Origin of the sequence: Loktanella sp. PT4BL (assembly GCF_003201935.1) — a bacterium.
In the GTDB taxonomy this organism is placed as follows: Bacteria; Pseudomonadota; Alphaproteobacteria; order Rhodobacterales; family Rhodobacteraceae; genus Yoonia.
The window spans coordinates 788,396-813,289 of record NZ_QJJL01000002.1; the positions used below are offsets into that span (position 1 = coordinate 788,396).

General features: G+C 58.7%; 25 protein-coding genes. 2 read left to right on the forward strand and 23 right to left on the reverse strand.

What is annotated here, in order from left to right; all coding sequences use genetic code 11:
• Positions 1-153 precede the first annotated feature (153 nt).
• The 12 genes from ftsZ to ftsW form a co-directional block, all read right to left on the reverse strand.
• Positions 154-1,746: a cell division protein FtsZ gene (gene ftsZ / locus C7964_RS08815; protein WP_110279273.1), complete on the reverse strand. Its 1,593-nt coding sequence runs from the start codon at positions 1,744-1,746 to the stop codon at positions 154-156.
• A gap of 175 nt (positions 1,747-1,921) precedes the next feature.
• Entirely contained in the window at positions 1,922-3,256 is a 1,335-nt protein-coding gene (gene ftsA, locus C7964_RS08820) for a cell division protein FtsA (protein ID WP_110279274.1), read from the reverse strand.
• A complete protein-coding gene (locus C7964_RS08825; protein ID WP_110279275.1) occupies positions 3,257-4,156 on the reverse strand; it encodes a cell division protein FtsQ/DivIB in 900 nt (299 codons plus the stop codon). It abuts the gene before it with no gap.
• Positions 4,144-5,022 carry a D-alanine--D-alanine ligase gene (locus tag C7964_RS08830; RefSeq protein WP_286163879.1) on the reverse strand — a complete coding sequence of 293 codons (879 nt, stop codon included), beginning with the start codon at positions 5,020-5,022 and terminating at the stop codon, positions 4,144-4,146. The genes C7964_RS08825 and C7964_RS08830 overlap by 13 nt, the downstream gene beginning before the upstream one ends.
• A 117-nt stretch (positions 5,023-5,139) precedes the next feature.
• The gene (murB, locus tag C7964_RS08835; protein ID WP_110279277.1) at positions 5,140-6,078 is read right to left on the reverse strand and encodes a UDP-N-acetylmuramate dehydrogenase; all 939 of its coding nucleotides are present in this window, start codon (positions 6,076-6,078) and stop codon (positions 5,140-5,142) included.
• Positions 6,062-6,361, reverse strand: a complete 300-nt coding sequence (locus C7964_RS08840; protein ID WP_110279278.1) for a hypothetical protein — start codon at positions 6,359-6,361, stop codon at positions 6,062-6,064. Before C7964_RS08840 ends, murB begins: the two co-directional genes overlap by 17 nt.
• Entirely contained in the window at positions 6,358-6,702 is a 345-nt protein-coding gene (locus C7964_RS08845) for a hypothetical protein (RefSeq protein ID WP_110279279.1), read from the reverse strand. Before C7964_RS08845 ends, C7964_RS08840 begins: the two co-directional genes overlap by 4 nt.
• Before the next feature lie 106 nt (positions 6,703-6,808).
• The gene (locus C7964_RS08850; protein ID WP_110279280.1) at positions 6,809-7,096 is read right to left on the reverse strand and encodes a UDP-N-acetylmuramate--alanine ligase; all 288 of its coding nucleotides are present in this window, start codon (positions 7,094-7,096) and stop codon (positions 6,809-6,811) included.
• Positions 7,097-7,381: a DUF2484 family protein gene (locus C7964_RS08855; RefSeq protein ID WP_286163853.1), complete on the reverse strand. Its 285-nt coding sequence runs from the start codon at positions 7,379-7,381 to the stop codon at positions 7,097-7,099.
• Entirely contained in the window at positions 7,345-8,742 is a 1,398-nt protein-coding gene (murC, locus tag C7964_RS08860; RefSeq protein WP_181417137.1) for a UDP-N-acetylmuramate--L-alanine ligase, read from the reverse strand. Before murC ends, C7964_RS08855 begins: the two co-directional genes overlap by 37 nt.
• Before the next feature lie 17 nt (positions 8,743-8,759).
• A complete protein-coding gene (locus C7964_RS08865; protein WP_110279471.1) occupies positions 8,760-9,857 on the reverse strand; it encodes a UDP-N-acetylglucosamine--N-acetylmuramyl-(pentapeptide) pyrophosphoryl-undecaprenol N-acetylglucosamine transferase in 1,098 nt (365 codons plus the stop codon).
• Complete coding sequence (gene ftsW / locus C7964_RS08870) at positions 9,854-11,023, reverse strand: putative lipid II flippase FtsW (RefSeq protein WP_110279282.1); 1,170 nt, start codon at positions 11,021-11,023, stop codon at positions 9,854-9,856. The genes C7964_RS08865 and ftsW overlap by 4 nt, the downstream gene beginning before the upstream one ends.
• Before the next feature lie 186 nt (positions 11,024-11,209).
• On the opposite strand from ftsW, the gene C7964_RS08875 reads away from it, so the two are divergent.
• Positions 11,210-12,388, forward strand: a complete 1,179-nt coding sequence (locus C7964_RS08875) for a BaiN/RdsA family NAD(P)/FAD-dependent oxidoreductase (protein WP_110279283.1) — start codon at positions 11,210-11,212, stop codon at positions 12,386-12,388.
• Between the two features lie 18 nt (positions 12,389-12,406).
• Here the strand turns inward: C7964_RS08875 and murD are convergent, their stop codons facing one another.
• The 10 genes from murD to C7964_RS08925 all read right to left on the reverse strand — a co-directional run bounded on the left by murD (position 12,407) and on the right by C7964_RS08925 (position 23,655).
• The gene (murD, locus tag C7964_RS08880; protein WP_110279284.1) at positions 12,407-13,807 is read right to left on the reverse strand and encodes a UDP-N-acetylmuramoyl-L-alanine--D-glutamate ligase; all 1,401 of its coding nucleotides are present in this window, start codon (positions 13,805-13,807) and stop codon (positions 12,407-12,409) included.
• Positions 13,807-14,889, reverse strand: a complete 1,083-nt coding sequence (mraY, locus tag C7964_RS08885) for a phospho-N-acetylmuramoyl-pentapeptide-transferase (RefSeq protein ID WP_110279285.1) — start codon at positions 14,887-14,889, stop codon at positions 13,807-13,809. Before mraY ends, murD begins: the two co-directional genes overlap by 1 nt.
• 18 nt (positions 14,890-14,907) lie before the next feature.
• Complete coding sequence (locus C7964_RS08890) at positions 14,908-16,332, reverse strand: UDP-N-acetylmuramoyl-tripeptide--D-alanyl-D-alanine ligase (protein ID WP_110279286.1); 1,425 nt, start codon at positions 16,330-16,332, stop codon at positions 14,908-14,910.
• A complete protein-coding gene (locus tag C7964_RS08895; protein ID WP_110279287.1) occupies positions 16,329-17,816 on the reverse strand; it encodes a UDP-N-acetylmuramoyl-L-alanyl-D-glutamate--2,6-diaminopimelate ligase in 1,488 nt (495 codons plus the stop codon). Before C7964_RS08895 ends, C7964_RS08890 begins: the two co-directional genes overlap by 4 nt.
• Before the next feature lie 13 nt (positions 17,817-17,829).
• The gene (locus C7964_RS08900) at positions 17,830-19,614 is read right to left on the reverse strand and encodes a peptidoglycan D,D-transpeptidase FtsI family protein (protein WP_110279288.1); all 1,785 of its coding nucleotides are present in this window, start codon (positions 19,612-19,614) and stop codon (positions 17,830-17,832) included.
• Positions 19,611-19,970, reverse strand: coding sequence for a cell division protein FtsL (gene ftsL / locus C7964_RS08905; RefSeq protein ID WP_181417138.1), 360 nt, complete (start codon positions 19,968-19,970; stop codon positions 19,611-19,613). The genes C7964_RS08900 and ftsL overlap by 4 nt, the downstream gene beginning before the upstream one ends.
• The gene (rsmH, locus tag C7964_RS08910) at positions 19,971-20,951 is read right to left on the reverse strand and encodes a 16S rRNA (cytosine(1402)-N(4))-methyltransferase RsmH (protein WP_110279289.1); all 981 of its coding nucleotides are present in this window, start codon (positions 20,949-20,951) and stop codon (positions 19,971-19,973) included.
• Between the two features lie 3 nt (positions 20,952-20,954).
• A complete protein-coding gene (locus C7964_RS08915; protein ID WP_110279290.1) occupies positions 20,955-21,446 on the reverse strand; it encodes a division/cell wall cluster transcriptional repressor MraZ in 492 nt (163 codons plus the stop codon).
• Positions 21,447-22,087: 641 nt separating this feature from the next.
• Positions 22,088-22,582 carry a GNAT family N-acetyltransferase gene (locus C7964_RS08920; RefSeq protein ID WP_110279291.1) on the reverse strand — a complete coding sequence of 165 codons (495 nt, stop codon included), beginning with the start codon at positions 22,580-22,582 and terminating at the stop codon, positions 22,088-22,090.
• On the reverse strand, positions 22,582-23,655 hold the full coding sequence (locus C7964_RS08925) for an Mrp/NBP35 family ATP-binding protein (RefSeq protein WP_110279292.1): 1,074 nt from the start codon (positions 23,653-23,655) through the stop codon (positions 22,582-22,584). Before C7964_RS08925 ends, C7964_RS08920 begins: the two co-directional genes overlap by 1 nt.
• A 248-nt stretch (positions 23,656-23,903) precedes the next feature.
• Between C7964_RS08925 and C7964_RS08930 the strand changes: the two genes are divergently transcribed.
• Complete coding sequence (locus tag C7964_RS08930) at positions 23,904-24,119, forward strand: DUF1127 domain-containing protein (protein WP_110279293.1); 216 nt, start codon at positions 23,904-23,906, stop codon at positions 24,117-24,119.
• Between the two features lie 317 nt (positions 24,120-24,436).
• Here C7964_RS08930 and C7964_RS08935 read toward each other — a convergent pair whose 3' ends face one another.
• On the reverse strand, positions 24,437-24,889 hold the full coding sequence (locus tag C7964_RS08935) for an Lrp/AsnC family transcriptional regulator (protein ID WP_110279473.1): 453 nt from the start codon (positions 24,887-24,889) through the stop codon (positions 24,437-24,439).
• Positions 24,890-24,894 lie beyond the last annotated feature (5 nt).

The window sequence follows — 24,894 nt, forward strand, 5'->3', positions numbered from 1 at the left end:
CACTCTTTGCGACGGACTGAAACACTTGTGTTACAAACGCTCGCAGATTCACTTTTGATCGCACAAGCCATTCGAAACAAATGAAAAAAGGCCGCACAATGGCGGCCTTCCTATCAACTTCGACGTCACGTCAAAGCAACATATGTGCAGAGATCAGTTTGCCTGACGGCGCAAGAATGCAGGAATTTCGATCTTATCTTGCTCTTCGTTGTGCTCTGGCTCTTCACGGATTGCGGTCACCTGCGGCTGCGCCCGTGCCGGCTGACGCGCTGCTGTTTCAGCCTGCGCGCCTGTCATACGGTTGATCAGAGAGTTGATCCCGAACCGCGGTTTGTCTGCTTCCGTTGCCGTAGCGGCCGGTGCGGATGCGCGCTGTTGAGGTGCCGCGCCAGCATTATTTGGAACGCGGTTCACAGCCGCCTGCAGCCGCGCGAGCGCCTCTGGTGATGGTGTGCCCGGGGCCGCTGCCGCACGTGGTGCAACAAAGTTGTCGGCTTCTGTCATTTCCGGCTCTTGGCGCGGGGTGTATGCCGGTGGTGGCAGATCATCCGCCACGGCCTGCGGCTGTGGTGCCGGCTGATAGGCTGCGGAAGCAGGTTGCTGCACCGGCGCAGGTGCTTCGAATTCCTCGAAAAGCGTCCGCTCTTGCGCGACAGGTTCGGCAGCAGCCGCAGCCGGTGCCTCGTGCAAGGTCTCTTCGACGTGTGCGGCAACTTCTGCAACAGGTGCGAGCGGTGCCGCCATGGAGCGACGCGGCACAGGTGTCACTGTCGTCTTGGCCAGCGCGTCAATCCCTGTTGCAACAACAGACACGCGCATCCGGCCTTCCATGCTTGGATCAAGTGTCGAACCGACGATAATGTTTGCGTCGCCATCAACCTTTTCGCGGATCTTGTTGGCGGCTTCGTCGAGTTCAAAGAGTGTCAGATCATAGCCACCTGTGATGTTGATCAGCACGCCCTTTGCACCTTCCAGCGAAATCTCGTCCAGAAGCGGGTTCGCGATGGCCTTTTCGGCGGCCTGAATGGCACGGTTCTCGCCCTCGGCTTCGCCTGTGCCCATCATCGCCTTGCCCATCTCGTCCATCACGGCGCGCACGTCCGCAAAGTCGAGGTTGATCAGGCCGGGACGCACCATCAGATCAGTTACGCCCTTGACGCCCTGGTACAGGACATCATCGGCCAGCGCGAAGGCTTCGGTGAATGTCGTATTTTCATTGGCCAGACGGAACAGGTTCTGGTTCGGAATGATGATCAGCGTGTCGACAACTTTCTGAAGGGCTTCAACGCCTTCTTCAGCCTGCTTCATGCGCTTTGCGCCTTCGAACTGGAAGGGCTTGGTCACAACGCCGACAGTCAGAACACCCAGTTCACGCGCAGCCTGCGCGATGATCGGGGCCGCACCGGTACCGGTGCCGCCACCCATGCCTGCAGTGATGAAACACATATGTGCGCCGGCAAGGTGGTCAACGATCTGCTCGATGCTCTCTTCTGCAGCGGCCGCACCAACAGATGCACGCGCGCCAGCACCCAAACCTTCGGTAACTTTCAGGCCCATCTGGATTTTCGCCGCGGCACGCGACTGCTGCAGCGCTTGCGCGTCCGTATTCGCGACAACGAACTCAGTGCCATCAAGCTCTTGCTCGATCATGTTGTTCACGGCGTTACCACCCGCGCCACCAACACCAAACACAGTAATCCGTGGCTTCAGTTCTTCATGTCCCGGAAGGGAGAGGTTCAATGTCATAACGCGATCCGCCTGTTTTAAATTGCCCGTGCCCGCGGGCCGTTACTGCTTATTGAGACTCATGATAACCAAGTGATGCCGAAAGGTCACGACAAAAACACAAAATTGCCACCAAATCTGGACAAAAACCTTCGCTTTACTGCCGGATTTCGGCCAATGGGCAATATCTTGCGCATTACCAGTTGTCCTTAAACCATTTGACCGCTCTTTTGAGCGATCTCGCGGGATAATTCTCTGCGGGAATCTCGAAATCCCACCATTCATCTTGCGGGTTGGCCGCAAAAAGCGTCAGGCCGACAGCACTGGAAAACGCAGGGCCAATGGCAGCTTGCGGCAACCCCTGTACGCGCAACGGACGCCCCAAACGGACCTGTTGGCCCAGAATTTTGCTGGCCAATCCGTCAAGCCCCGGAATCTGGCTGCCGCCACCAGTCAATACGATCTGCTGGCCCGGCAGGTGTTCAAAGCCCGCCGCGTCCAGACGCTCGCGCACCTCTTCCAGAATTTCTTCGACACGGGGGCGCATAATGCCGATCAGTTCGGCACGGCTCACTGTGCGGCGGTCATGTTCCCAATCGCCGGTGTCACCACCGATCTCGATCATTTCACGGTCATCCATGCCGGTCGCCACAACGCCACCATAAAATGTCTTGATCCGTTCAGCCGTTGCCGCAGGGATTTGCAGACCCATCGAGATATCAGAGGTCACGTGCTCCCCACCCATCCGAACGCTATCGGCAAAGATCATATGCTTCTTCATAAAGACCGAGATACCGGTCGACCCACCGCCCAGATCAATACAAGCCGCACCCAGTTCCTGCTCGTCCTCGACCAAAGACGACATGCCCGAGACATAAGCCGAAGAGGCAAGCCCCGCGAGTTCGAGATCACAGCGCTTGATGCAGTAAAAGAGGTTATGGATCGCGGTCGCATCGACCGTCAGCATGTGCATATCGGTCTTGAGCTGATTGCCAACCTGACCACGCGGGTCAGCCAGACCTGACCGGTGATCCAGCGCAAAATTCACCGGCTGCGCGTGCAAGACTTCGCGGTCCGCGCCATAATCGGGCACATCACAAGACGCCATGACCTGACTGATGTCCTGTTCGGTCACCATGCCGCCGCTGACGTCAAGCGTACCGTCCAACCCATAAGACCGCGGACGCGCGCCCGACAAACAGGCGATGACGTGATCCACCCGTACATTCGCCATTTTCTGAGCGGCCTGTACCGCAGTGCGGATGGCGCGCTCGGTTTCCTGCATCGCATCAATTTCGCCAAAGCGCACACCGCGCGACCGTGTGGTCGCGGCACCGATCACGCGAAACTGCGATTGGCCCGCAAGTGACCCGACACCATCACTGCTGCGAAACTGCTCGGGCCCGTCGAAGCGCAGCACCAGACAGGCGATTTTGGAAGTGCCCACATCCAGAATGGCCACGACGCCCCGCTGCATCGCCGCCTTACGCATTTGCCGCATTGCCCGCTGGCTGTCGTAGAGATCGCCCATTTAGTTACCTGCCTCATTTGTGCTTATTGTTGTATTTCCCCGGCGCAGCGCCTCTGCGGCTTCTTCGTTCATCCGGAGTGTGGGTCTTTTTGTATTGCGCATATCCACGACGGCGACATCGCGGCTCAACATATCCTGCGCGTCATTCAGCACGATCACCCGATCAAGGGCAGCAACGGGGTTCTCGCTGGGCAGAAGGATCCGCTGCTCGCGGTCCAGTACCATGTCCCAGCGCCGCTCGCCCATACGGACAAGGCCGCGCACGCGGTCAATCAAGGGGCCAGCTGCCGCAAAGAGGCGCAGCGCCTCGGCAATGTTGTCTTCGGCCCCGTCCCCTGCGATCAGGGGCAAATCAAGACGGTCGGCCCGTGCCATGATTTCGCCGGACTGCACGCCATCGGCATCAATCAAGCGCAGCACTGTGCCATCCCGCCAAAGCGCCACAGGCACACGCGGGTTCAACTGCACATCCAGAGCACCGCCCTGCCCCACGCGGACCGAGGCGGACTTGATCGGGTCCAGTGCTTCGATATCTGCACGGATTTTTTCGAGGTCGAGATCAAAGGACGACACGGGGAATTCAGAAGGCAGCAGCGCGGCCACTTCTGTCAGCACTGCCAAATCGCCGCCCACGACATTCATGCTTTGCACCATGAATTGCGGGCGTTCCTGAAAGCTCTGTTTTGTTTCTTCGATCGTCGCAGCAAGCGCTGCGCGGTTTTCGGGCTTGGAATACCAAGAGCCCGCAATGATCAGGATCAACAGGATCGGCACCCCGATCCGCACGGTCCCGCGAAACCCCGGTGTCAGCATCATCCGCTGATAACGGTACCCCATCCGTGAGGGTGCGGGATCACGCGGCAGCGCATCGGGAGAGGTGCGGCGGATCAGCGATCGCATGATGCGTCCTCCACCATCCAGCGGCACAGTTCAGGGAAGGAAATACCCACATGGGCGGCCTGCTCTGGCGTGAGAGACGTGGGCGTCATCCCCGGCTGGGTGTTTGTTTCCAGCAGGATCAGCCCGTCAAGCCCGCGGCTCTCATCCCAGCGAAAATCGGTCCGGCTGACACCGCGGCAGCCCAAGGCCTGATGCGCACGCAGGGCGTATTCCATGCAGGCATCAAAAATCTCGGCCGGCACTTTGGCCGGCAATTCGTGCCGTGATCCGCCGGGCGCATATTTGGCGTGATAGTCATACCAGCCGTCGGTGATGATATCGGTGACCGTCAGCGCACGGTCGCCCATCACTGTCGTGGTCAATTCACGGCCCGGCGCAAAGGCTTCGACCATGACCTTCTCTGGCATATCATCGGACAGTTGCGGCGGGCCGTTTGCGGCTTCATCCACGATGTAGATGCCGACGCTCGACCCCTCGTTATAGGGCTTCACAACATAGGGCGGCGGCATGACATGGGCCGCGCGCACGGCATCGGCGGAGGCTAAGATACTCTCAACGACCGGCAAACCTACCTTGCGGTATACGTCCTTCGTGCGCTGCTTATCCAATGTCAGTGCAGAGGCCAGAATACCCGAATGTGTGTATGGAATTTTCAGCCATTCCAGAACGCCCTGTATCGCGCCGTCCTCGCCCCAGCGCCCATGGAGCGCATTAAAGACAACATCGGGTGCAATCTCGATCAAACGCGCAGCGACGTCGGGGCCGGCATCGACCTCGATCACGTCACATTCTGCTTCCCGCAAAGCTGCTGCACATTCACGGCCCGAGCTGAGCGACACTTCGCGTTCAGCCGATGGGCCACCCATCAGAACAACAACTCTCGGGTTTGTCCTGCTCGACATACCCTACCGCCTTAAACGCAGGCCTTTTGCGACCTGTCATATTGATTTGATCCTTGCCTCGGATCACGGCCTTTTGGCCAATTATTTTGCGGTGTCTGCGTCCAGACGATCACCGACCCGCATAATTTCCCATTCTAGCTTGATCCCTTGGGAATCGTAAACCTTTTTCCGCACCAACTCGCCTAAATCCTCAAGGTCAGCGGCGGTCGCATCACCTGCGTTCGTCAGAAAGTTGGAATGCTTTGTATTCATCACTGCCCCGCCCAGCTGCGCGCCGCGCATGCCCGCGTTATCAATGACTTTCCAGGCCTTCAGATCATGTACGTCATCAGCCTGCCCTGTTGAGGAAAAACCGGCTGGATTGCGGAACGTAGACCCCGCTGTACGGTCCTTAGTCGGTTGGGTCTCGTCGCGTTTGGCCAGTTGCTCTGTCATCCGCAGATGCAGGTCCGCAGGCGCGGCTTTGGGCGGTGCAAGCGTGGCCGAGACGATCACTGCCCCCGCAGGCAGGTCGCTTTGGCGATAGGCAAGTTGCAGCGCATCAACCGACAGTTCGGTGATTGTCCCGTCACGCAGCACCAGGGTGACCGCGCGCAGCACATCCGCCATATAGCTGCCATAGCAACCGGCATTCATGCGCACCGCCCCGCCGATTGTGCCGGGGATCGTGCGCAGGAACGTCAGATCAAAACCGGCATCGGCAGCCTTGCGCGCCACATGCGCATCAAGCGCCGCCGCCCCTGCGATAACTGCATCGTCACTGACCTCGATCCCGTTAAAGCCACGCCCCATGCGGATCACCACACCACTGATCCCGCCATCGCGGACGATCAGGTTGCTGCCGACGCCCATCGGGAGCACCGGAACCGCAGGATCAAGAGCCGCCAGAAAATCGGACAGATCCTGCATATCGGCAGGCTGAAACAGCACCTCGGCAGGGCCGCCCACGCGCATCCACGTCAAATCGGCCAGCGGGCGATTGGCCGTCAATGTGCCCCGCACTTCAGGGAGTCTGATCATCCTCTGCTCTCTCTTGCTTTGCCCTTCCGACCAAGGCACCAACCACGCCGCCAAGCCCCGAAGGTGCGCTGATGCCCATCAGGAGTGCGACATAAAGCAGTCCGTCCCAACTTCCTAGTGCGGCCATGCCAGAAAGCATGCCAACCGTGAAAAGTACCCAGACAATCCAGTAGATCTTGATGCCAGTGGTTAGGTGGCGCTTGGCCAACCAGTAGTTGCCAAAGCCTGTGGCAAGAAAGATGGAAAATGGGATCCCGTAAGCCATGAAATCACCAAAGGTCATGCCGATGATCCTTTTTCATCAACACCGCTGGCCAATACGGCAGGTGTTGCTTCTATTGGCTGAGCCTGATCCGCTCGGCTCCATCCAACAAGGCCGCCAATCAGTCCGCCCACTGCCGCCGGTGCACTGAAAAAGAGCAGCAGAAGAACGTAAAGAAGCGCATCCCATCCTCCGGTGATGCTTAGCTGATAAAACATGAGCACGGTAAATCCCGCCCAGAAGAAGGTCATCACGGCGAGTGCCATCTTGCTTCTGCGCAAACCTGCCACAAGGGTCAGACCCAGCGGAATAAGAAAGCTGCCACACCCGATCCCGATCAATGCAATTTCTTCGCTACCCATGATTCTACCCTTACGTGAACAATGTTCAATATTTACGCGAATGATGAACGATGTTCAATAGTTATTTTCAGCGCTTATGGAATTTAAGCGATAGTGCAGCCGCCCATTATAGCAGACGGTCATCCCGACGACGCAGCAACCATCCCAGAAGTGCCCCGGCCAAAGCGCCCAGAAGCGCAGGCACACAGGCGAGCATCGCAACAGTCATGGCAAGTACAGGATCAACGCCAAAGGGACGGCCGCTCGCATAAATCGCGATGACCAGCACGGCACCGATGGCCGACGCAATACTGAGTGACAGGCCGGACCGCCCCGCCCGCATGAACCTTGTCAACGCGGCGAAAGGGATCATCGCGCAGAGCAGCATGCCAAGGAATATCCAAAGATCCGCCATCTATGACCTCGCGATGTTGTTCTTGATCCAGCGCCACAGATAGTAGACCGGCCAGCGCAGAACGAGGCCGCCAACTGCCAAACCCAGCAACCCCATGAAAATCCCGTGCTGGATTGTAATCCAAACCAGAAGCGGCGCTCCGATTGCCAGCAGCACATAGGCCCGCCGCCAATGACTGTCGTTTGAAGGGAATGCCGACAAGGCAAAGGCCAGCACGACCCAAAGCCCGATCAGAATGACCGGGTCTTTCACGCGTTCAGGCGGGCCGGCAATGCGTTCGCCCAAGTGCTGATCGTCCCTGCCCCGAGGCAGACGACCATATCACCCGGACCGGCCTGTTCGCGGACAAGTCGTTCCAGATCGTCTTCGCTTTCCACCACGCGCGCGTGACGGTGACCATGGCGGATCAGACCGGCGACAAGATCACGGTGGCTCGCACCTTCAATCGGGGCTTCGCCTGCCGAAAAGACCTCGGCGATCCCCACCACATCTGCGTCGTTGAAGCAGGCACAGAACTCATCAAAGTGATGCGACAGGCGGGTAAAACGGTGGGGTTGGTGCACAGCAATCACGCGCCCGTCGGTTGCCTGACGCGCCGCTTTCAAAACGGCGGCGATTTCAACAGGGTGGTGGCCGTAGTCATCAACGATTGTGACGCCGTTCACTTCGCCAACTTTGGTAAAGCGGCGGTTCACGCCCTTGAAACCTTTCAGCGCCGCGCGAATTTCCTCTTTCTTCATGCCAAGGTGACGGGCGACTGCGACAGCCGACAACGCGTTCGACACATTATGGTCCCCCGGCATCGGCAGTTCGCAATCCTCAATCAGCGCGCCTTCGGCCTGAAGCGCGATATCAAAATGCGCGACACCTGCTGCATAAGTGAGGTTGATGGCGCGGATATCGGCCTGGGCATTGAAGCCATAGGTGACCACACGGCGGTCGGTAATTTTGCCCACCAAAGACTGCACATCAGAATCGTCCGTGCAACAGACAGCGAGCCCGTAGAACGGTATATTCGACACGAAGTCGTAGAAGCCCTTGTGCAACGCCTCTTCCGTTCCCCAATGCTCCATATGTTCAGGATCGATATTGGTCACAATCGCGATGGTCGCGGGCAAACGGTTGAATGTCCCGTCGCTCTCATCAGCCTCAACCACCATCCACTCGCCCTGCCCCATACGTGCATTCGAGCCATAGGCATGGATAATGCCGCCATTGATGACTGTCGGATCAATCCCGCCTTCATCCAAAAGTGCCGCAACCATCGTGGTCGTCGTCGTTTTTCCGTGGGTTCCAGCAACCGCGACGTTGGATTTCAGGCGCATCAATTCGGCAAGCATTTCCGCGCGGCGCACAACAGGCAGCCCTTTGGCGCGGGCCGCATCCAGTTCAGGATTACCCGGTTTGATGGCAGAGGAAATGACAACCACCTCCGCGCCTTCAAGATTATCCGCACGCTGACCTTCAAAGATGATCGCACCCAGTGACTTCAGGCGGTCCGTAATCTTCGATGCCTTCAGATCAGACCCCTGAACCGTATAGCCGTGGTTCAGCAAGACCTCGGCAATGCCGGACATCCCGATCCCGCCAATGCCCACAAAATGGATCGGGCCCACATCAAGTGGCAGTTTGGTTGCAGCGCTCATCACAGGGTTCCCATCCATTATTTCTTTCCCGCCTCTGCCAGATTTTCAACCAATTGTACAAGCCGCGTCGTGGCGTCCGGCACACCACAGGCCAGTGCTTTTTGGGCCATTTGCAGCATGCCCTTCTCATCGGACAGCAGCTCGGTCAGCTTGGCCGTCAAAGCCGCCACCTCGAATTCCGCCTCAGGCATCAGCACCGCCGCCCCCGCCTCGACAAGCTGGCGCGCATTTGCGGTCTGCTCATCACGGATTGCACCGGCATAGGGCACCCAGATCGCGGGGCGGCCAATGATGCTGACATCCGCAACGGTTGAAGCCCCCGAACGGGAAATCACCAGTTGTGCATCCGCCATCCGGCGCGGCACGTCATCAAAAAAGGTCTGGACCTGCGCCGAAATCAACTCGGCCTCGTAATAGGCAGAGACGCGGTCAAGATCCTCAGGGCGTGCCTGATGGCTGACCCGGATATTACGGCGGATGTGTTCCGGCAAGGCTGCGATTGCGGGAGGCACGATATCTGACATGATCCGCGCACCCTGCGACCCCCCCATGACGAGGATCGACATGGGGTAATCACCCGGCGGAATATAGGGCGAACCGGCATGTTCCAAAATCGCCGCCCGCACAGGATTTCCGGTATGCACACCCTCCACCGCACCCGGCAACTCAGTAGGCCATGTGCCACAGGCGATCTGGTTCACCCGCTTGGCAAAAAGCTGGTTCACGCGCCCAAGCACGCCATTTTGTTCGTGGATCATGCGCGGGACACGCAGCACCCATGCGGCAGTCATGGCCGGGATCGCAGGGTAACCGCCAAAGCCCACAACAACCGCGGGTCGATCACGCAACATCCGCCACTTGGCAGCAGCAATGCCTGCTATAATCCGGAACGGCACCACCAGCTTTTGCACGATGCCCCCCCGTGCAAAGGTCGCACTGCCGACGACATTGACCTTGACCGCATCAGGGAAACCACCCGTGTACCGCGCCCCGCGCGCATCCGTCGAAAGATGCACACGCCAGCCCTTCTCGAGCATTGCCTCGGCCAGGGCCTGTGCCGGAAACATATGCCCGCCCGTGCCACCAGCGGCAATGATCAGCAGCGGCGCCATCAGCGGTTTGCCCTGCGCATCAGGATATCGGCCATTTCGCCTTGCGGCCGGCTGCGCGTGAACGCCAAAAGCATCCCGACAGCAATTCCGCCCGCGATCAGCGAGGAGCCGCCATAGGACACGAAAGGCAGGGTCATGCCCTTGGCAGGCAACAAGCGCACAGCAACGCCCATGTTGATCATCGCCTGCACCCCGAAGATGCAAACCAGCCCCGTGCCCGCAAGACGGATAAAGACATCGCGCTCCTTCATCAGCCGCAGCAGAGAGCGCACCACAATCACGGCGTAAAGCGCAATAATCACCAAAACGCAGATCAGCCCGTATTCTTCAGCAGCGACCGCAATAATGAAATCGGTATGCGCGTCAGGCAGCGACCATTTCACTTGCCCCTCGCCGACACCGACGCCGAAAAATCCGCCCTCACGGATCGCATTTGTCGCATAACCCAACTGCGTATTTGGGTCGAGGTCAGGCGATAGAAAGCCGTCGATACGGCGGGCAAAGTGCTCGGAATAACTATAGGCGATGGTTCCGCCAAAGACGACGAGACCAGCCAGAACAATCAGCAATAGCATTGGCGCACCGGCCACGAAATACATCACACCCCAGGCAAAGAGGATCAGTGCGGCTTGCCCGAAATCCGGCTGCAGCGCCAGCATCAGAACGATCATGATCGTCAGCACAAAGGAATAAGCCTTGCCTGGCGGTCCGCCCAATTGCTGGGACGCCGCCAAAAGCCACGCCGCCATCACCACAAAACCGGGTTTGAGAAACTCGGACGGCTGCACCGAGGCAAAGCCCAGTGAATACCAGCGGGTTGCCCCCTTGCCGAAATCGGTACCGAAGACCGGCAAAAAGGCCAAAGCCACAAAGGCGCACAGGAACCCCAAGACCGCCAGACGCCGCACCAGTGTCGGCGACATCATCGAGACGACAAACATCACGATCATTGCCATACCGCCAAAAATCGCCTGTCGGGTGACGTAGTGAAACGGCTCCAGCCCGTTTCGGGCAGCCAGAGGCGGCGACGAGGCCAGGCCCAGTAACAACCCGATCCCGAAAAGGATCAGGATGCAGGACATTGTCCATTTATCAATTGTCCGCCACCATCGGGGCAGAACCGGGTCGCCGGACTGCACCGGGACCGTCCCATAGACCATTTCCGTCATGGATCACCGCTCACTTGCCTATATCGCCCGTTTGCCGGGTCTGCTGGTACCTTAACCGTCAATTGACCACGATTCCACTGAAAAACCGCCCCCTGCCACTTTCCATGTCCGATCAAACTTTCGCCGGAGGCATGATCAAATTTTCTGAATTTGATCTCCCGCGGCGCTTGCGCCATATGGGCCGCTATGAAGGTAGAAACTCTGATCATCGGCGCAGGTGCCGCAGGCATGATGTGCGCGGCCCACGCAGGGCCCGGCGTGCTCGTTGTCGATCATGCCAAAGCGGCCGGTGAAAAGATCCGGATCTCGGGCGGCGGACGGTGCAATTTCACAAACCTCTACGCCAGCCCGCAGAACTTCATCAGTCAGAACAGACACTTCTGCAAATCTGCCCTCGGGCGCTATACGCAGTGGGATTTCATTGCGCTGGTCGATCAGTACCGGATCGCATGGCATGAAAAAACGCTTGGGCAGCTTTTCTGCGACAACAGTGCCAAAGACATTATCGCAATGCTGCGCGCCGAAATGGACAAGGCGGGTGCGCAGCTTTGGCTGCAAACCGCTGTGAGCGAGATCAGCCACGACGGCAGTGGCTTTCGCGCGACCCTGACCCGTGAGGGAAGCGATCAAACGGTAACCGCACGCAATCTGGTCGTGGCGTGTGGCGGCAAATCCATCCCGAAAATGGGTGCGACGGGGCTGGGCTACCAGATCGCGACACAGTTCGGCCTGCCCGTGATCGACCCGCGTCCGGGGCTGGTGCCGCTGACCTTCTCGGATGAAAGATTTAAACCGCTTGCAGGTGTCGCAACCCATGCGCGCGTATCGGCCAATGACGCCAGCTTTGACGAAGCGATCCTCTTCACCCACCGCGGCCTTTCTGGGCCTGCGGTATTGCAAGCCTCATCATATTGGCACGAGGGCGAGACGATCAGCGTGAACCTGATCCCCAAAGGCGATCTTCTGGCAGGTCTGCAAAGCCATCGCCAAAGCGACGGGCGCAAAGCGCTGACCACTGTACTGGCGCAACACCTGCCTGCCCGACTTGTGGATCACCTCAAGGCAGAGTTGCCGCTTGAAGGAAATATCGCCGATCAAAGTGATGCAAAGCTGACGGCACTTTGCGAGAGACTGGCCGACTGGACCCTGACGCCTGCCGGATCAGAGGGCTACCGCACGGCAGAAGTGACCTTGGGCGGCGTTGATACCGGCGCGCTGTCTTCCAAAACCATGGCCGCAAAATCAGTGCCGGGACTTTATTTTATAGGTGAATGCGTGGATGTCACCGGCTGGCTGGGCGGCTATAATTTCCAGTGGGCATGGTCCTCGGGGTGGGCGGCAGGGCAAGCCATTGCCAACCAGTAAGGTGGATTTCAATCCACCTTACCCCACCGCTTCTGTCACACAGCGGATGAAATCCTCGCCGCGCCGCTCAAAACTGTCGTACTGATCAAACGATGCCGCCGCAGGCGCCAAGAGTACGACTTCTCCGGCCTCTGCATCAGCCGCTGCCTGCGCCACCGCCGTGGCCATCGTGCCGCAAACCTCCACATCCGCACCAGTCAGCTGGCGGGCAAAACTCTCGGCCTCGCGCCCGATGACATAGGCTTTGCTGACGTGGTCCAGATACGGCAGTAGACCGTCAAGCCCGCCCTCTTTCTGTAAACCACCGCAAATCCAGCGGATCTTCGGGAAAGCTGCCAGCGCCTTGGCTGCACTGTCCACGTTCGTCGCTTTGCTGTCATTTACAAAGGTGACGCCATCCTTCACCGCAACCACCTGACTGCGATGCGGCAATCCGGGATAGCTTTGCATCGCAGCTTCGATCCCCTTGGGCCCCAACCCCAAAGTCCGGCACGCCGCATAGGCCGCACAGGCATTTTGATGGTTATGCGCGCCCGGCAATCCGGCAATCGCGCGCAAATCAATCGACCCGATCTGCCGCCCTTTGCGGTGCTCGGCCAAAAACCCCTTCCGCGCAAAAACGTTCCACCCCTCACCTGTCAGCTTCTGGCCCGAGGAAATCCGGATCACGCGGTCATCCCCCGGCCCTTCGCTCAGTTGATTGGCCATGTAGCGCCCTTCGACCTCATCCACACCGATGATCGCACGATCCGGCCCGCCTTCTGCAAAAAGGCGGCGTTTGGCGGCGAAATAGCCGCCCGGTCCGGCATGGCGGTCCAGATGATCGGGGCTGAGGTTCGTGAACACCGCCACATCCGGCGTCAGGCTGCGCGCGAGATCGGTCTGGTATGAGGAGAGTTCCAGCACCACCACTTCGCCATCATGGGCAGGTTCAATATCCAGAACGCCGCGTCCGATATTGCCTGCGAGTTGCGCAGGACGGCCGTTCTCGACCAAGATATGATGGATCAATGCCGAAGTCGTTGATTTCCCGTTCGACCCCGTCACGGCAATCACGCGCGGCATCGTGTCGAAGTCTTCCCATTCTGCGGTCGCAAAGGACCGAAAGAACAAACCGATATCGTTATCCACCGGCACTTCTGCGTCCCATGCCGCCGCGATCACCGGGTTTGGCGTGGGGTAAAGATGCGGAATACCGGGGCTGACAACCAGCAAAGACACGCCTTCAAACGCACGTGGCTTGGTCAGGTCACGCAGATCAAAACCAGCTTGCTCAGCCGCATCGCGAGCTACTGCGCTGTCATCCCAGACAACCGGATGCGCGCCGCCTTCCTGCAATGCCGCGGCGGTCGCGCGCCCGGACCGCCCCAGACCCAGAACAGCCACAGTCTGGCCCGCATATCCCTGAACCGGTATCATTACCGCACCTTCAGCGTCGCAAGGCCGATCATCGCGAGGATCAGCGAGATGATCCAGAACCGGATCACGATCTGCGGTTCGGCCCAGCCTTTCTTCTCATAGTGATGGTGGATCGGAGCCATCAGGAACACGCGCTTCCCGGTGCGCTTGAAATAGAGCACCTGAATGATGACCGAGAGCGCCTCGACCACAAAAAGCCCGCCTACGATCGCGAGCACGATTTCGTGCTTTGTGGCCACGGCAATCGCACCAAGCGCACCGCCCAAGGCAAGCGAGCCTGTATCGCCCATAAAGACCGCTGCCGGTGGCGCATTGTACCACAAAAAGCCCAGACCGCCCCCGATCAGGCCCATGGTAAAGATCAGGATTTCGCCGGTTTGCGGCACATAATGCACGTCCAGATATTCGGTAAAATCGGTCCGCCCCACAGCATAGGCAATCACGCCAAATGTGCCTGCAGCGATCATCACCGGCATGATAGCAAGACCATCAAGACCGTCGGTGAGGTTCACCGCATTGGCCGCCCCGACAATCACCACAATCGCGAAGGGAATAAACAGGATGCCCAGATTGATCAGAGTATCCTTGAAGATCGGCAGTGCCAGCTGGTTGGTCAGATCATCGGGATGATAGGCAGCCGCCCAATATCCCGCGATGCCTGCGATCAGAATTCCCAATAAAATCCGCACCTTGCCTGACACGCCCGAGGTGTTCTGCTTGGACACCTTTGCATAGTCGTCCGCAAAACCGATGGCTGCGAAAGACAGCGTGACGAAAAGTACCATCCAGACAAAGGGATTATCCAGCCGCGCCCAAAGCAGTGTCGAGAATGTTAGCGCACCCACGATCAGCAAACCACCCATCGTTGGCGTGCCTGCCTTCACAAAATGCCCTTCGGGGCCATCATCACGGATCGGCTGACCCTTGCCCTGCTTGCGCCGCAGCACGTTGATCAGCGGGGGGCCGAAGATAAAGCCAAACAGCAGCGCTGTCATGAACGCCCCACCTGCACGGAAAGTGATATAGCGGAACAGGTTGAAAAAGTCGCCGCCGTCCGAAAGTGCCGTAAGCCAATAGAGCATTTTGATACCTTAATCTTGTTACAGGCGGCGATGCCCCAGTTTTCGGATGGCGTCAACAATCAGGCTGACTTTGCTGCCCTTTGAGCCCTTGACCAGCACAACATCGCCGGCATCCACCAGTTGCGACGCTTGCGGAACAAGCTCCGCTGCCGTTTCGGCCCAGCGGCCCCGTTGTTCTTCCGGCAGCGCCTCCCAGAGGTGGCGCATCAAGGGACCCGCACAATGGATCAGGTCAAGTGACTTCAGGTGTTCGTTTTGCGCCATGTCGCGGTGCATTGCGACCTCGGCGGTGCCCAGTTCCAGCATATCACCCAAGATCGCCACACGCCGCCCCTTGATGATCCGTCCTACGTTATCTGAAGGTGAGGACGCCGCGAGCACCTCAAGTGACGCGGCAAGCGATGTGGGGTTTGCGTTGAAAGCATCATCAAGCAATTCGAGGCTTTCGCCGTCATTGGCCATATCTGTGACAATGATTTCGCGCGTGCCCCGCCCCGCAGGCGGCACCCAAGCGGCGATATCAAGTGAAGCGGCCACCGGATCGGCCCCGAGCGCCTCTGCCACAGCAAGCACACCCACAGCGTTCATCGCAAAGTGACGGCCGGGGACGGAGAGTTTGAACAGATAATCCACGCCATCGCCCGCGGCGGTGATAACCGTGACATCGCCTGCGATGCGCACGTCTTTGACGACCCAGTCAGGGGCAGTCTCACCGAAAAGCACCGGTTTGGCACCGCGTGCCTTGGCATGGTCCTGCAAAATGTGGCTGGTCTCGATATCCGCATTCAGGACCGCAATACCACCCGCCTCCAGCCCGTCCATGATGCAGGCTTTTTCCACTGCAATGCCCGCAAGGCTTTCGAATGACGCAAGATGCGCCGCTGCCACCGTCGTCACCATCGCCACATGCGGGCGCGCCATTTGCGACAAGGGCGTGATCTCGCCAGGGTTGCTCATCCCGATTTCGATCACAGCATAGTCGGTATCGGCAGGCATCCGCGCCAAGGTCAAGGGAACACCCCAATGGTTGTTATATGAGGCTTCTGCCGCGTGGCATTTGCCTTGGCGCGCCAGCACAGCGCGCAGCATCTCTTTTGTCGATGTCTTGCCAACAGAACCGGTGATCGCGACGACTTTCGCAGCAGTGCGCGCACGGGCGGCGCGGCCCATGGCACCCAATGCATCCAACACATCCGGCACGATCAAAAGTTGCGCGTCGGCGGCCACACCATCAGGGACATGCGTCACCAAAGCGGCAGCGGCACCTTTCTCCAAGGCTTGCGCGACGAAATCGTGACCATCGCGCACATCAGCCAACGCCACGAAAAGATCGCCCTTCTGCAAGGTTCGCGTGTCAATCGAAACGCCTGTTGCTTGCCATTGTTGGGTGACATGTCCACCCGTCGCCGCAGCCGCCTCGGCTGAGGTCCAGAGCGGGGTCATACCCAACCCTCCAAAGCAGCGACGGCCACGCTGGCCTGTTCCACATCGTCAAATGGCAGCACCGTGTCCCCCACGGTCTGGCCTGTTTCGTGGCCTTTGCCCGCGATCAACAACGCATCCCCTGCCCCCAGCATATCAATGCCGCGCAAAATTGCCTCGGCACGGTCGCCCACTTCACTGATGCTTTGCGTGCCGCCTGCGTTGAGTGCGCCCGCCATCACGGCTGACCTGATTGCGGCGGGGTCCTCAGAGCGCGGGTTGTCATCGGTCACAATGACCGTATCCGCATTGCGCGCCGCTGCCGCCCCCATCAAAGGCCGCTTGCCCACATCGCGATCACCACCTGCGCCGATAATGACAACGATCCGCCCCATCACATGCGGGCGCATCGCCTTCAGGGCGGTTTCAATCGCGTCAGGCGTATGGGCATAATCTACAAATACCGCAGCGCCGCTTTCGCGTGTCGCTGCAAGCTCCATCCGGCCCCGCACAGTCGTCAGATATTGCAGAGTGTCAAAGACATCCGCCGCATCAGCGCCTGCCGCGATTACCAAGGCAGCGGCCAGCAATACATTGTCAGCCTGAAATCCGCCGAGCAGTTCCAGCCGGGTCTGGCGCGAACGGCCTTGCCATTCAAACAGCAGGTCCTGCCCGGTGGCATCAAAGCGCTGTCCGGTCAGGCGTAAGCGCGCATCGGGGTGGCGGCCTACGCCGATCACCTCCTGGCCGCGGGCGGCGCAGATTGCTGCAACCTCGGGGCCTTTGGGGTCGTCCAGATTGATCACTGCGACACCGTCCTCGGAGAGGACGCGACGAAACAGCCCCATTTTGGCATCGAAGTAGGCCTCGAAGGTTTCGTGATAATCAAGGTGATCCTGACTGAAGTTCGAAAAACCGGCGGCGGCCAAAATAACGCCATCCAGCCTGCGTTGGTCCAAGCCGTGCGATGAGGCCTCCATCGCGACATGGGTGATGCCGTTTTTTGCCGCCTCGGCCAGCACACGATGCAGCGTGATCGGCTCGGGCGTTGTGTGTTTGAGCGGGTGGTTCCATGCGCCCTCTACGCCAGTCGTGCCAAGGTTCACACCAGGCAAATCCAGTTCTTCCCAGATCTGGCGGCAAAATGTCGTCACAGATGTCTTGCCGTTGGTGCCGGTAACAGCAACAACCGTGGCGGGATGTGCGCCAAACCAAAGTGACGCCGCTTGCGCAAGCGTCGCGCGCGGGTCTTGCGCCACGATCAGCGCAACATCGCTACCAACCAACTCTTTGGCGGCAATCTCGGCGCCTTGCGCATCGGTCAGGATCGCTGCGGCCTTCATGCGCAATGCGTATTGGATAAACTCGCCTCCGTGCACGCGCGCGCCCGGCAATGCGGCAAAGAGATACCCCGGCTTTACCTCGCGGCTATCCACGGCCAGCCCCGTGATCTGCGCCTCTGCGCCACCGCGTGCTGTCAGCCCAAGTTCCGCCAGTGATTTCATTGCCCGCCCTCGATCAGTTTGAGGTCAGTGTTACACCGACCTGCTGAGGCCTGTCTACTTGTGGTCGCAGCCCCAAAAGAGGTGCGGTCCGCCGGATCATTTCGGCCGCAATCGGGACCGCAGTCCAACCCGCAGTGCGGCGCGGCTCTGCGCCTGAATTCTCTGATGGCTCGTCAAGCGTGACGACCAGAACGTACTGCGGATCATTGGCAGGGAACACAGATGCAAAGGTCGAAATGACCTTATCATCATAGTATCCGCCACCTGCGGCGCGCGGCTTGTCCGCGGTTCCCGTTTTGCCACCTACAGCATAACCCTCGACCTCTGCGAAAGAGGCCGTTCCGCGCTCAACCACCTGACGCAGCATGCTGCGCGACGCGGCACTTACGGCTTCGGACACCACCCGCGGGCCTGGTTCTGTCGACGTCTGGCGCAGCAAGGTCGGCGTGACGCGCGTGCCGCCGTTCAAGAGCGACGCATATCCCGCCGCCAGATGGACCGGAGAAGAAGACAGACCGTGGCCGTAAGAAATGGTCATCGTCGAAATCTCGGACCAGTTGGGCGGCAGCAAGGGGCGACCGGTTGGGGCCTCGATCATTTCCAGCGGTGTTGGTTCCAGAAATCCAAGCGAATCCAGAAATGCGCGCTGACGTTCGGCGCCAATCTGCATCGCGATCCGCGCCGTCCCGATGTTCGAACTCTCGACAATCACGTCCGTGGTGCTGAGCTCCGGTCCATAATCATGAAAGTCACGGATGCGGAACCGGCCCCATGTGAGGGGGCCTTGCGTGTCGATCATCGTATTGGCGTTCACAAGCCCAAGCTCCATTGCTTGGGCGGTCGTGAATATCTTGAAGACCGAGCCAAGCTCGTAGACCCCCTGCACTGCACGGTTGAACAAAGGGCTGTCCGATTGGTCACCTGTTGTCAGGACACGCGGGCGGTTGTTGGGGTCAAAGTCGGGCAATGAGACCATCGAAATAATCTCGCCGGTGTGGATATCCATCAAGACCGACGCAGCCCCTTTGGCATTCATGATCGACATGCCACCTGCAAGCACCTGCTCGGCTGCGGCCTGCACTGTCAGATCAAGCGACAATTGCAGCGGCGCACCTTCGTTTGCGGGATCGCGCAAGTAGCTGTCGAACTGGCGCTCAACCCCGGCCACACCGATGACTTCGGCACTGGCGACACCTTCGCGGCCATAGCTGGCACCACCCAGAATATGTGCAGCCAGCGGGCCGTTGGGATAAAGCCGCATTTCACGCGGTCCGAAAAGCAGACCGGGCGAACCAATATCATGCACAGCCTGCATCTGCTCGGGACTGATCTGGCGCCTGATCCACAGGAAACGGCGGTCGCCCTGGAAATCCTTGAGCAGTTCTTCTTCATCAAGTTCGGGGAAAATCTCGGCCAGACCTTTGGCGGCATTGACCGGATCAATCATGTCGCGCGGGTGCGCGTAAAGCGAGTGGGTCTGCAGGTTCGTGGCCAGAATGCGCCCGTTTCTGTCAACAATATCAGAGCGCTGACCGATAATCGGGTTACCAACGGCCGAGACGCGCGGCTCTTCAGGCACAGACGAAGCCAAAGTCCCCATCCGCAGACCGATCACCCCAAAAGCACAGAAAAACGCAAGGCCCAGCACCAGCAGACGCCCTTCGGCACGCTGGCGCTGTTTGTCGGCCATGGCCTCATGCCGGCGGGCGCGGTTTTCGGCTTCGATCACATCGGGGTTTTCGCCCCGTGCACGGGCATTGAGGATACGGGCCAGCGGGCGAAGGGGAATACGGCTCACAGATCGTTCTCCATCGCTTTCAATTGATCATACGACAGTTCGATCGGGTTTGTGATCGGCAGGATCGGCGGAAGCGGATAAATGATCTGGTCCACGGCGCCAAAGGCATCCGGCATCAGGGGCAGCAGACCCAGACGATCAAAATTCAGATCCGCCAGATCGGCCAGACGGTCGGGACGGTTCAGATAGGCCCATTCGGCACGCAACATGCTGATACGTTCGTGTGCCGCGCCAATCTGCCCGTGCAGGTCACGCACTTCCGCGATGGCTGCTTGGGTCTTGTAATTCTCGTGATAGGCCCAAAACGCGAGCCCCATGACGGCCATAGCTGTCAAAACATAAAACAAACCCCGCACTTACCGGCCCCCTTTCTTCTTTTTCATCGGCATCCCCAAGAGCGCCGGATCAATCGCTTCGGCTGGCGCATCTGTGCGGATGGCCACGCGCAACTTGGCCGAACGCGACCGTGGGTTCTCGGCCAGTTCCTGTTCATCCGGTCCGATCGCCTTGCGCTTCTCGATGCGCCAGGCAGGCGTCACCTGTTCCGTTTCTGGTGCATAACGGTTTGCGTTAGCCGTATTGCCGGAACGTGCCTGCAAGAACCGTTTCACCATACGGTCTTCGACGGAATGGAAGGTGACAACTGCCAGTTGGCCACCGGGTTTCAAGGCGCGTTCAGCGGCCATCAGGCCTTCGGCCAATTCGCCGTATTCGTTGTTCACCGCAATGCGCAGCGCCTGAAAGGTGCGCGTCGCGGGATGTGATTGGCCGGGTTTTGCGCGCGGCAGACAGCCCTCAACGATCTTGGCCAGTTGTAGTGTTGTCGTCAGCGGGCGCGCTGCAACAATCGCCTTGGCGATCCGCCGCGATGCGCGCTCTTCGCCGTAAAGATAGATGATGTCGGCCAACTCGGCTTCATCAGCCGAATTGCAAAGATCAGCGGCAGAAGGCCCGTCCTGCGACATCCGCATATCAAGCGGCCCGTCGCGCATAAAGGAAAAGCCACGTTCGGCCAGATCAAGCTGCATTGAACTGACCCCGAGATCGAGCACGACACCATCGAGATCGGTGCCATATTCATCCAGTTTCGAAAAGACGCCCGCGACCGTTTCAATCCGGTCGCCATAGTCGCCGATCCAGTCCGCCGCCATCTCGAAGGCCAGCGGGTCACGGTCCACGCCGATGACTTTATCCGCCCCCGCTGCCAGCAATGCGCGCGTATAGCCACCGTTACCAAATGTACCATCCAGCCAGACCCCGGAAACAGGCGAGACCGCTGCAATGAGCGGTCTGATCAGTACGGGGATATGCGGTGATTTTTCAGCGGCAGCAGACATGGGTCATTCATCCAATAGGATGAGCGGGTCAAAGTCTTCCCCCTGCTCGTCCAGCCAGCCGGTGACCCCTTCGGACACCGCGCCAAAGACGTCTGCTTTCCAGATTTCGAAATAGTCACCGAGGCCCACGAACGTCAGTTCGCCATCGGTCAGGCCCAGTTTTTCGCGCTGTTTGATCGGCATGACGGTGCGCCCGTCTTTATCAACGTCCAGCTTGATGGACTGACCGATAATCAGAAGCGACAGCTTGCGCTTGCGTTCCGAACCGCGCGGCAAGGCCTTGATCTGGGCCGCCAGCGCGTTGAATTCATCAACCGTATAGCCCTGCAGGTTATTTTTCAGGTGATCGCCGTAAAGCAGATACATGCGGGGAAAAAGGCCCGGAGCCCAGTCAGGATCGCCCGCTTCAAGCACACGGCGGAAATCAGCAGGGATCGACATGCGCCCCTTTCCGTCCACCTTCTGGGTGTGTGTGCCCGTGAAACTTTGATCCACTGCCCCTTGCGTCCTTACACCCCCGAATTTGCCTTAGATGTGAAAACGGCGGATTGATCTGCTGCCACTGATCAATCCGCCGTCTCGTCCCTTACGGGAAGTCCGACTGCGCGTGCCACCTGGGGGGATGTCTGCTCGCTCACGCGCCGGATCTAGTTTCGGTAATGGCGAAGCCTGTATGAAACCTGCTTTTGCCGGTTGGGGTTCTTAATTTGCCCCTTTGAAGTCGTGTTCGTCATTACCGTGAAACAGTTGTGGCACCAGTTGCCGCTTCGATCAACAGTTTTTTGGGATTTTATGGTACTACATGGTGTTTCAAGGGTGCCCCGCGAACAACATGTGGATGAAATCGCACTTGAGTATCGCAATTGTAGCGGTAATTTTGACGTCAAACACAATATGTAGTGATAAATTTATGACTTCTTGATGCCGCTAAATCTTCCGGTTTTTCCGGCCATGGAAACAGCTATTCAACGTCAGAACTGAAACTAGAGCAAATTTGATCAGTTCAGACGAAGAATCCTTGCCGCGTTTGATTCGTTGAACAAGAAGATTCCATGAAATCCCGATTTGATCCTGTCGGCGCTCGGCAGGTTCTGCTGTCTAGGAGTCTGAAGCTGATTTTGGCTGCGGTGCTCTCTTCACTCAGGCGCCGTATCAATCAGCCGTTTATGCATGACATAGGCGTCAACAAAGCCCTGCGACGGATGTGCAAACGCATCAGGGATCGTGCCGACAGTGGTAAAGCCCAACCGATGCCACAGCCGGACAGCGCCGGTATTGCTGGCAAGAACCAAGTTGAACTGCATCGCATGGTAGCCCAGCGCGCGTGCCGCCTTCTGGCTGTGGACGCACATCTGCGCGGCCAGCCCCTGCCCCCGCGCGGCAGGTGCTACGATATAACCACAGTTGCAGATATGCGCGCCGCCACCGGCCTGGTTTGTCTTAATATAGTAGGTGCCGATGATCCCGCGGGTGTCTTCAGCCACGAAACAGGCCGCGCGGCCCGTCCAATAACGCAGGGCATCTTCCTTGCCGATTGCGGGATCCACCGCATAAGTATCGCCTGCGCGAAAGACATCACGCAACAGCGGCCAGATGGCATCAAAGTCCGCAGCCCCGGCCTTGCGGATCATCAGGCCATGCCACCTTCGATAAAGCGCCGCGCCAAGGCACGGTAGGCATCGGCCATCGGCCCGTCGCCCGCCGCAATCGGCGTCCCACCGTCGCCTGCAAGCCGCGTATCAAGATCAATCGGCAGTGAACCGAGGAAAGGCACCCCGATCTTCTGGGCCTCGGCAGCAACACCGCCATGACCGAATATCTGCGATTCATGCCCGCAATTCGGACAGTGGAAGGTCGACATATTCTCGATCAACCCCAGAACCGGTGTGCCAAGGTTGTTGAACATATCGAGCGCCTTGCGCGCATCAATCAGCGCCACATCCTGCGGCGTGCTGACGACAACCGCTCCGGTCAGTTCGGTTTTCTGGCACAGTGTCAATTGCACATCACCTGTCCCGGGCGGCAGATCGACGATCAGCACGTCAAGTTCGCCCCACTGGACCTGTCCCAGCATCTGCTGCAAAGCCCCCATCAACATCGGTCCGCGCCAGACAACAGCCTTTCCTTCCTCCAGCATCAGACCAATGGACATCATCGTGACGCCATGCGCCTGCAGCGGAATGATGGTCTTGCCATCCGGGCTGCCGGGGCGCTTGTTCACGCCCATCATGCGGGGCTGCGACGGGCCATAGATATCCGCATCCAGCAGGCCCACCCGACGCCCCTCGCGCGCAAGCGCAACCGCAAGATTGGAAGACACAGTAGATTTACCGACCCCGCCCTTACCTGAACCAATCGCCAGAATGCGATCGACACCGGACACCTTTGCAGGTCCAGCCTGCGGCGTCGGGTGACGCCCGACCTTCAGCGAGGGTGGCGCGGCAGGTGTTGGTGCCGGACCATGCGCCGTGAGCACTACAGAGACCGCCTCAACACCGGGCAAACGGCGCACGATATCTTCCGCTGCGCGGCGGACCCCGTCCATTTTGGCGGCCTCGGCCGGATCAGCCGCCTCAATCACGAAACGAACGGCACCATTCTCAATCGTCAAGGCGCGGATCATGTCGCGCGACACGAGATCCTCTCCGCCGGGCAAAGTGAGTCGGGACAGAGCGCCTAAAATTTCATCGCGTGTGACAGCCATTACAGGACCCTTGTTTCGTTTGTGTTCAAATTCGCGCCAACCTTTGGCAGGTTTATGTCGGAGCGCAAGGCCTCGGGCGCCGATGCTTAATTTTGTGACAGTTTCATAACAATAGGTCAGGAGTGCTTATGCATTTACCGCATAGCTGCATTGCAGAAAGATCTATTGTGCAACTGCAGCATAATCATACATCTTGGTCACAACACAGCGGCAGAAGTCGCAGAGCAAACAGATAATAGAGTAGTAAAATGACCGTTCGTACCGAAACATTCTTCACTGGCACTTCCTTGGGTGAGCGTATCGCTTCATTCCGCGCCGAGCTTGCCGTGAAAGCCGCCAAGCGCCGCGTTTACAATCAAACGCTGAGCGAACTGCAAAGCTTGTCTTCGCGTGACCTTGCCGATCTGGGCATGTCGCGCAGCATGATCCAGTCTGTCGCCTATGAGGCCGCATACGGAAAGTAATTCACGAATTCAGATCTGCTACCTCCTCCCTTTAGGCAGATTTGAACCAAGGCCCATCGCTTCACCTCCTCCCGAGGCTTTGGGTCAGCAATAAGGTGGCGGCATCCACCTCCTCCCGGGTGCCGCCGCTTTATCATACCAGTTTCGGAACCGCCCATCCTCCTCCCGGGTGGAACCGATGATACCGCAGGCCGCGCTCACCTCCTCCCGAGCAACGCCAGCGAGGACGCGCCTTGCTTCTTCTCCTCCCGAGACGCAAGGAGGCGCTGATAAATAAAGACGGTCATGTCCACCTCCTCCCGGGCATGGCCGTTTTTTTATGCGCGCACGTCTTTCGGCGACCCCATCACCATATAGCTCGTGATCGAACGCACATGCGGCACAGTTCCCAATATATCGGTGTGAAACGCCTTATAGGCGCGCAAATCCGCAACCTCGACACGCAGCATGTATTCGAACGCCCCTGCGACATTGTGACATTCAGTTACCTCATCGGTGCGTTCCATCGCCTGTTCGAATGCCGTTTGCGCAGCCTTTGTATGTTCCGACAGGCCAACGGCAACATAAACCACAAAAGCGCGACCGGTCTGGGCGGGGTCCAGACGCGCGCGGTAGCCCTTGATCACGCCCGATTTTTCCAGTTCCTGTACGCGTCGTAAGCAAGCCGACGGCGACAGGCCGACCCGGTCCGCAAGTTCGATATTGCTGATCCGCCCGTCACGAGAAAGACAGCGCAATATATTGTGGTTAATTGAATCAATTTTCATCATAAGTT

Coding starts and splice junctions, on each gene's coding strand:
- C7964_RS08895 (WP_110279287.1), bottom strand. CDS start 17,816: ATGAAATCACTGGCGGAACTTGGGCTGACAGCACGCGGTGGCGCAGAG.
- rsmH (WP_110279289.1), bottom strand. CDS start 20,951: ATGTCTGCTGCCGCTGAAAAATCACCGCATATCCCCGTACTGATCAGA.
- ftsA (WP_110279274.1), bottom strand. CDS start 3,256: ATGGGCGATCTCTACGACAGCCAGCGGGCAATGCGGCAAATGCGTAAG.
- murD (WP_110279284.1), bottom strand. CDS start 13,807: ATGATACCGGTTCAGGGATATGCGGGCCAGACTGTGGCTGTTCTGGGT.
- C7964_RS08925 (WP_110279292.1), bottom strand. CDS start 23,655: ATGGCTGTCACACGCGATGAAATTTTAGGCGCTCTGTCCCGACTCACT.
- C7964_RS08890 (WP_110279286.1), bottom strand. CDS start 16,332: ATGACCCCGCTCTGGACCTCAGCCGAGGCGGCTGCGGCGACGGGTGGA.
- C7964_RS08930 (WP_110279293.1), top strand. CDS start 23,904: ATGACCGTTCGTACCGAAACATTCTTCACTGGCACTTCCTTGGGTGAG.
- murB (WP_110279277.1), bottom strand. CDS start 6,078: ATGATCAGACTCCCTGAAGTGCGGGGCACATTGACGGCCAATCGCCCG.
- C7964_RS08875 (WP_110279283.1), top strand. CDS start 11,210: ATGAAGGTAGAAACTCTGATCATCGGCGCAGGTGCCGCAGGCATGATG.
- C7964_RS08830 (WP_286163879.1), bottom strand. CDS start 5,022: ATGGGTGGCCCATCGGCTGAACGCGAAGTGTCGCTCAGCTCGGGCCGT.
- C7964_RS08840 (WP_110279278.1), bottom strand. CDS start 6,361: ATGACCTTTGGTGATTTCATGGCTTACGGGATCCCATTTTCCATCTTT.
- C7964_RS08845 (WP_110279279.1), bottom strand. CDS start 6,702: ATGGGTAGCGAAGAAATTGCATTGATCGGGATCGGGTGTGGCAGCTTT.
- murC (WP_181417137.1), bottom strand. CDS start 8,742: ATGAGCGCTGCAACCAAACTGCCACTTGATGTGGGCCCGATCCATTTT.
- ftsW (WP_110279282.1), bottom strand. CDS start 11,023: ATGACGGAAATGGTCTATGGGACGGTCCCGGTGCAGTCCGGCGACCCG.
- C7964_RS08935 (WP_110279473.1), bottom strand. CDS start 24,889: ATGATGAAAATTGATTCAATTAACCACAATATATTGCGCTGTCTTTCT.
- ftsZ (WP_110279273.1), bottom strand. CDS start 1,746: ATGACATTGAACCTCTCCCTTCCGGGACATGAAGAACTGAAGCCACGG.
- mraY (WP_110279285.1), bottom strand. CDS start 14,889: ATGCTCTATTGGCTTACGGCACTTTCGGACGGCGGCGACTTTTTCAAC.
- C7964_RS08850 (WP_110279280.1), bottom strand. CDS start 7,096: ATGGCGGATCTTTGGATATTCCTTGGCATGCTGCTCTGCGCGATGATC.
- C7964_RS08920 (WP_110279291.1), bottom strand. CDS start 22,582: ATGATCCGCAAGGCCGGGGCTGCGGACTTTGATGCCATCTGGCCGCTG.
- C7964_RS08825 (WP_110279275.1), bottom strand. CDS start 4,156: ATGCGATCGCTGATCCGCCGCACCTCTCCCGATGCGCTGCCGCGTGAT.